Consider the following 6360-nt stretch of genomic DNA (forward strand, 5'->3'; position numbering starts at 1 on the left):
CGAGCCAAATACAGGTTCAGATTCAGGTAATATGCGAACTGTCGCTGTGAAGGATGGAGATCATTGGGTAATTAATGGTGCTAAAAATTTCATTACCCATGGTGTGTCTGGTGATGTCGCGGTAGTAATCGCAAGAACAGGAGAAGTGGGAGATTCACATGGGATGACTGCCTTTATTGTCGAAAGAGGAACAAAAGGTTTTTCAGGTGGAAGGAAAGAAGATAAATTGGGAATGCGAGCTTCTGAGACAGCAGAAATGATTTTTGAAGATTGTAAAGTACATGAATCTCAAGTTTTAGGGAATCTTGGGGATGGCTTCATTCAGTCTATGAAGATTTTGGATGGTGGTAGAATTTCCATAGCGGCACTATCTCTTGGTATAGCGGAAGGAGCTCTAGAAGCTTCTATCAACTATTCAAAGGAAAGAGAACAGTTTGGAAAGTCAATTAGTAAATTTCAAGGGATCTCCTTTAAATTGGCGGATATGGCGACTCAGGTGGAGGCAGCCAAGTTATTAATTATGAAAGCCGCAGACTTAAAGAATAGAGGAGAGAAAGTGACTTTAGTTTCTGCACAAGCTAAATATTATGCTTCAGAAGTTTGCGTTTCAGTATCTAATGAAGCAGTTCAGATTTTTGGAGGTTATGGATTTACGAAGGATTATCCGGTGGAAAAATATTACCGTGATTCAAAGCTTTGTACTATTGGAGAGGGGACTTCAGAAATCCAGAAAATGGTGATCGCTAGGGAAGTTTTAAAATAGATATGATAATTGGACTTATTGTTAAATACACCAAATGAAAATTGATCCTGTTTAAATCAATTTGTTGTTCGAGTATATTTTAAAACCAGATATCGGTCTTGTTTGGTATCGATTCGTTTAAACTGAGAAAAGCTTGTAAGAGAATTTAACGTGCTTAATTCATTTGAAGAATAAACTAATGGACTTAATAAGACTTGATCTATAACCACAAATTCAATGTTTTGAGAATTTAAATTCTCCATAAATTCTTTAGTTGTATTTAAACTCAGATTTGGATGTTCTTTGTAATAATTAACAACAAGTTTCATCCATCCCCCATTCACATAAGGTGTTTTTGGAAGCTGATTTTTTAAATAAAAATCATGTGAATTTGTAAATACATTTTGGATGTCCCAATTAGGTTCAACTGCTTTTATATTTGAATCAATTTGTTCAAAAAGAATTAACCTATCTTTTATTTCTTTTTTCTCAGAATAATTTTCAAGTGCGATTGGAAGTATGGCCACACATAAAAGAATTCCTAAAATGATTTTCAATTTTGGTTTCAAAGGATCAGCATAACAAGCAATGAATAAAAAAGCAAAAGGAATCACTAGAAAAATACCTCTTGGTGATGGATGGAGTTTGATTAAGCAATAGTATAAAAGAAGAGTGAATATCACTGGCCTAAATTCTTTAAGAAAAAAATATGAGGTGAGAAGAACAAGGAAATAATACCAATGATAGGAAAGGTTGGTTAGGTAGAAACGAATAAATTCAATTAAACTATAAGATCTAAATTCATAATTGGGTCCTATTTTAAGCCAATTTGGTTCTTCAAAAAGTAGATTGTGTGGGCTTGTAAAGAACTGACCTGAACTTATTTTAGCCACAATTGCATAGATGAAAAATGATCCTATTAAGGTAATTATAGATTTAAACTTCACTTGCAAAGTACTTTTTAATAGAATCGAACTGATTAATATTGACCCTATCAAAACAAAACCTTCATATCGAATCCATGTAGATAAGATCAGCGATATAACAGCAAGATTTGATTTTATCTTATTTTGACTTGATATATTAATCAATCCAAAGGAAGCCAAAATTAGAAACATAGGATATGATCCTGGGTCAAGTAGAGAGGTTAGAAAAATTTTGCTTGATACTAATACGAATAATAGGAAAAAAATAAAAGTTGAATGACTCAACTTATTTTTGAAAAAGCTTAAGGTTATTAGAGAAAAACCTAAAATAAAAGCCCAGTTAAAAGCTTTTAGACCAGTTAGTATGGGAATACCTGATTTTAAAATAAATAAAATCCATAAAAAATATCCAGGCGGGTAAACACCAATGTGTATTGAATGGATTTCTAAATGATTTGCTACTGTAATAATTCCTAAAAAATCATTTGAATAGACCAAATTTCCAAAGGATAAATCTAAACCGATCAAGAAGGCCGGAATTAATAAAAGCCTGTAATCCATTCAATAACCAACCAATAAATATAATCCCGCTGCAATAGCTGCTCCGGCAATTGGACCTAAAATAGGAACCCAAGCATAGCCCCAATCAGAACTTCCTTTTCCTTTGATTGGTAAAATGGAATGCATCAATCGCGGTCCAAAATCACGGGCTGGGTTGATTGCATATCCAGTGGTACCTCCTAAAGCTAGGCCGATAACCCAAACCAAAAATGCAACTGGAATAGCTCCTAGTGAGCCCATTCCAATTGGAGTTTCAGCAGCATCTCCAATTTTTACACCGGTATTATAAAGGATAACAATGATCAGTACAAACGTGCCGACTAACTCCGAAAAGAAATTCAAAGGAAGATTTCTGATCGCAGGAGAAGTCCCAAATGGAGCAGCTTTTAGGTCAGCATCATCTGAGGCATCATAATGGTCTTTGTAAAAAAGCCAAGCAATTCCAACTCCTATCATGGCACCTAAAACTTCAGCTCCAATATATCCTGGTACCATCGCCCAGTCAAATTTCCCGGCAATTGCCAAACCTACAGTAACTGCAGGATTTAAGTGAGCTCCACTGTATGGGCCAGCTACTACAACTCCTACATATACTGCCAATGCCCAAGCAGTACTGATCTCCATGATCCCACCACCATGTCCTTTTGTTTTTGGAAGCAACATGTTCGCTACCACGCCAGATCCTAATAAAAGAAGTAATCCGGTTCCTATTATTTCTGCAATGTATGGATTCATTATTCTACCCAGTTTTTAGATCGTTCAACAGCTTTGTGCCAAAAATGTAGCATTTTTTCACGTTTTTCTGAATCCATTTTTGGATGAAAGTTTCGATCCGACTCCCAAAGAGATTGGATTTCATCTTGACTTTTCCAGAACCCTACCGCAAGTCCTGCTAAAAATGCAGCTCCAATAGCAGTAGTTTCAATGATTTTTGGGCGTTTGATTTCACAACCTAATAAGTCAGCTTGGAACTGCATTAAAAAGTTATTCGCAGTGGCCCCACCGTCTACTCGAAGTTCTTGGGTTGGCTTACCCGAATCTTTTTCCATTGCTTTTAATACATCGTGAACTTGATAAGCAATTGCTTCCAAAGCCGCTCTAGTCATGTGAGCGATAGTTGTCCCTCTTGAAATCCCAAAAAATGCACCTCTTGCATTTTGATCCCAATGGGGAGCTCCAAGTCCTGTTAGTGCCGGCACAAAATATACTCCATCATTATCTTCTAAACTTGTAGCGAGTTTTTCTGAGTCCTTGGCATGACCAAATAATGCTATGCCATCACGAAGCCATTGAATCGCTGCGCCTCCAATGAAAACGGAGCCCTCCAAGGCATAATTGATTTCATCTCCAATCTTCCAGGCAACCGTAGTTAGAAGCTTATTTTCTGATCTCACGGCTTCAGATCCGGTATTCATGACCAAAAAGCAACCTGTGCCATAAGTAGTTTTTGCCATGCCAGGTTCAGTACATAACTGACCAAAAAGTGCGGCTTGTTGATCTCCTGCTATGCCTGCAATTGGGATCTTTACACTTAACACGTCGCCTGCCGTTTCGCAATAGACTTCACTACAAGATTTTACTTCTGGTAATAGAGAACTCGGGATGTCGAATAATTCCAATAATTCTTTATCCCATTCCTGCGAATGAATGTTATAAATCATGGTTCTACTGGCATTGGTAATGTCAGTAACATGAGTTTTTCCAGTTGTAAGGTTCCAAATTAACCAAGAATCTACAGTTCCGAATGCCAACTCTCCGGCTTCTGCTTTTTCTCTTGCACCTTTTACATTTTCGAGAATCCATCGAATTTTGGTTGCTGAAAAATAAGCGTCTATAATCAATCCGGTTTTTTCTGCAATCATTTCAGAATGTCCTTGATCCTTGAGTTGATTACAAAAGTTTGCTGTCCTCCTATCTTGCCAGACGATAGCATTGTAAATGGGTTTACCTGTTTTTCTCTCCCAAACGATGGTAGTTTCTCTCTGATTTGTAATGCCTATTCCAGCAATTTGATCTGCTCTGATTCCTTTGTTGATCAAAGATTCCACCATTACAGTGGATTGGCTGGTCCAAATTTCCAATGGATCATGTTCTACCCAACCTGAATTCGGGAAATGCTGCTTGAAATCTTTTTGGGCAATGGAAACAATTTGTCCTTTCTTGTCAAAAATTATGGCTCTGGAGCTGGTCGTGCCTTGGTCCAGGGCCATTAGGTAAGGTTTTTCTTGGGTCATTTTAGGTTATTTTTTAATCAAATACTTTTCGGCTGTTTTTTGAAAATCAACCAACTCTTGAGAAATCCATTTCTCATCTTTTTGAAGTTCAGAAGCCATGAGTTGTGCCACTTTCGGAGCTGTATCAATGGCTGCCTGAGCATCGAGGATCAAAATACGAATTCTTCTCGATAGGACATCCTCTACTTTTACAGCCATTTCATTTCTTACCGCCCAAATTACTTCAGCGGCAATATTTGGAAAGTCAGGGTGAAGTTTTTCTTCCCATTCAGCCTTTTCTTTTGCTATTGCTTTGATCGCCTTGGCGTCATTACCATAGATTTTCCAATGTCCCTCAAGTAAATTTTCTGTAAAACCATGGATTTTCATATCCAATGAATTACTTGAAGCGGGGCTTTCTCCGGTGATTTGTTTAAAATAGTCCACGGTGTCCTCTCCCATTTTTCGGAAAGTGGTCCATTTGCCGCCTGTTAGAGTTACCAATCCGCTATCAGAAACGATTACTTTATGAGATCTAGAAATTTCCTTCGTTTTTGTGCTTCCTTCTTTTGGTCTGGCCAAAGGTCTTAGCCCTGCAAAAACTGCCTTTACATCACTTCGAGTTGGTTTCCTGGTCAGGTATCCTCCTGCAGTCTCTAAAACAAAATCAATTTCTTTTTGCAAAGCTTCAGGCTCTAGTCTTGGTTTTTCACGAAGAGTATCCGTGGTTCCCACGACTAATTTTCCATGCCAAGGAACAGCGAAAAGCACCCTGCCATCTCTTGTTTTTGGAATCATTAAGGCATCTGTTCCTCCTAAAAAATCTAAATCCATCACTAAATGAATCCCTTGACTGGGTTGAATCATTTTTGGAGCCTCAGGATTATCCATTTGAAGGATTTTATCAGCAAATACACCTGTGGCGTTTACCACCATCTTAGCTTGGAGTGGATATTTTTTGCCACTCAGGACATCCTGGACCTTCAATCCGATAATTTTTCCAGATTCGTTTTTTTCCAGACTACTGACCTTAGTGTAGTTCAGAATACAAGCACCAGCCTCATCTGCAGTTTGTGCTATATCCAAAGCGAGACGTGCATCATCAAATTGACCGTCGTGATAGACAACTCCACCCATCAATCCTTTTTGTAATACTGCAGGAATTCTTTTAATGGTTTCTTTTTTAGATATAAATTCTGATTTACCCAGGCTTAATCTACCAGACATCCAATCATATAGTTTGAGTCCAACGCTATATTGTATTCGATCAAACCAAGTATAGATCGGAATGATAAAAGGCTGGTCATGCGCAAGGTGAGGGGCATTTTTAAGCAACATTCCTCTTTCCTTCAATGCTTCCAAAACAAGCATTACATCGCCTTGCGCTAGGTAGCGGACGCCACCGTGGACCAATTTGGTGCTTCGGCTGGAAGTGCCTTTGGCAAAATCAGCTTTCTCCAATAAAATAACTGAAAGACCTCTAGAAATAGCATCCAATGCTACTCCCAATCCAGATGAACCACCGCCAATCACGGCAATATCCCAGATTTTTGAGGAGTCTTTGAGTTGGTTTATGTTTTCTTCTCTATTCATTTCTTTCTAAATCGACTTAAAAGTAATATAAAAAGAAAGAAAAAGAAATAAAAGAAAAGCAAATAATCTTGATTATTCTATTCTTTCCTGTTGTTTTGTTTAATTTTAGGTCAGAAAGGAAAGCAAATGACAATCGCTGAAAGACATAAGTATATTCTTGATGAGTTGAACCGGGCTGGTTTTGTGTCGGTTTCTGATCTTGCAAAAAACATGGAAGTAACCATGGTCACCATTCGAAAGGACTTGAAGTTGTTGGAAGACAAAGGTCTCCTGTATCGTTCCCATGGGAGTGCAACACCCGCTTCCCCTTATGTTTCCGATCGCT

At 38.0% G+C, this 6360-nt stretch carries 7 protein-coding genes; 3 read left to right on the forward strand and 4 right to left on the reverse strand.

The features are described 5' to 3' along the window. Window positions 1-763 (forward strand): acyl-CoA dehydrogenase family protein (locus Q0L68_RS14550; protein ID WP_296704609.1); only part of this gene is annotated, 763 nt, incomplete at its 5' end. A gap of 56 nt (window positions 764-819) precedes the next feature. On the opposite strand, the gene Q0L68_RS14555 is transcribed toward Q0L68_RS14550, so the two are convergent. Continuing rightward, window positions 820-1299, reverse strand: coding sequence for a hypothetical protein (locus tag Q0L68_RS14555; RefSeq protein WP_296704614.1), 480 nt, complete (start codon window positions 1297-1299; stop codon window positions 820-822). 661 nt (window positions 1300-1960) lie between these two features. Between Q0L68_RS14555 and Q0L68_RS14560 the strand changes: the two genes are divergently transcribed. Then, window positions 1961-2089 carry a hypothetical protein gene (locus Q0L68_RS14560; protein ID WP_296704616.1) on the forward strand — a complete coding sequence of 43 codons (129 nt, stop codon included), beginning with the start codon at window positions 1961-1963 and terminating at the stop codon, window positions 2087-2089. A gap of 140 nt (window positions 2090-2229) precedes the next feature. Here Q0L68_RS14560 and Q0L68_RS14565 read toward each other — a convergent pair whose 3' ends face one another. The 3 genes from Q0L68_RS14565 to Q0L68_RS14575 are packed head-to-tail and all read right to left on the reverse strand — an operon-like array spanning window position 2230 to window position 6035. Further along, window positions 2230-2964: an MIP/aquaporin family protein gene (locus tag Q0L68_RS14565; RefSeq protein WP_296704617.1), complete on the reverse strand. Its 735-nt coding sequence runs from the start codon at window positions 2962-2964 to the stop codon at window positions 2230-2232. Then, window positions 2964-4463, reverse strand: a complete 1500-nt coding sequence (glpK, locus tag Q0L68_RS14570; protein WP_296704620.1) for a glycerol kinase GlpK — start codon at window positions 4461-4463, stop codon at window positions 2964-2966. The genes Q0L68_RS14565 and glpK overlap by 1 nt, the downstream gene beginning before the upstream one ends. 6 nt (window positions 4464-4469) lie before the next feature. Next, window positions 4470-6035, reverse strand: a complete 1566-nt coding sequence (locus tag Q0L68_RS14575; protein WP_296704622.1) for a glycerol-3-phosphate dehydrogenase/oxidase — start codon at window positions 6033-6035, stop codon at window positions 4470-4472. A gap of 126 nt (window positions 6036-6161) precedes the next feature. Between Q0L68_RS14575 and Q0L68_RS14580 the strand changes: the two genes are divergently transcribed. Further along, window positions 6162-6360, forward strand: a 199-nt coding sequence (locus tag Q0L68_RS14580; RefSeq protein ID WP_296704625.1) for a DeoR family transcriptional regulator, incomplete at its 3' end; no start/stop codon positions are given.

The organism is Algoriphagus sp., from assembly GCF_024642405.1.
Lineage (GTDB): Bacteria > Bacteroidota > Bacteroidia > Cytophagales > Cyclobacteriaceae > Algoriphagus.

Coding starts and splice junctions, on each gene's coding strand:
- glpK (WP_296704620.1), bottom strand. CDS start 4,463: ATGACCCAAGAAAAACCTTACCTAATGGCCCTGGACCAAGGCACGACC.
- Q0L68_RS14575 (WP_296704622.1), bottom strand. CDS start 6,035: ATGAATAGAGAAGAAAACATAAACCAACTCAAAGACTCCTCAAAAATC.
- Q0L68_RS14565 (WP_296704617.1), bottom strand. CDS start 2,964: ATGAATCCATACATTGCAGAAATAATAGGAACCGGATTACTTCTTTTA.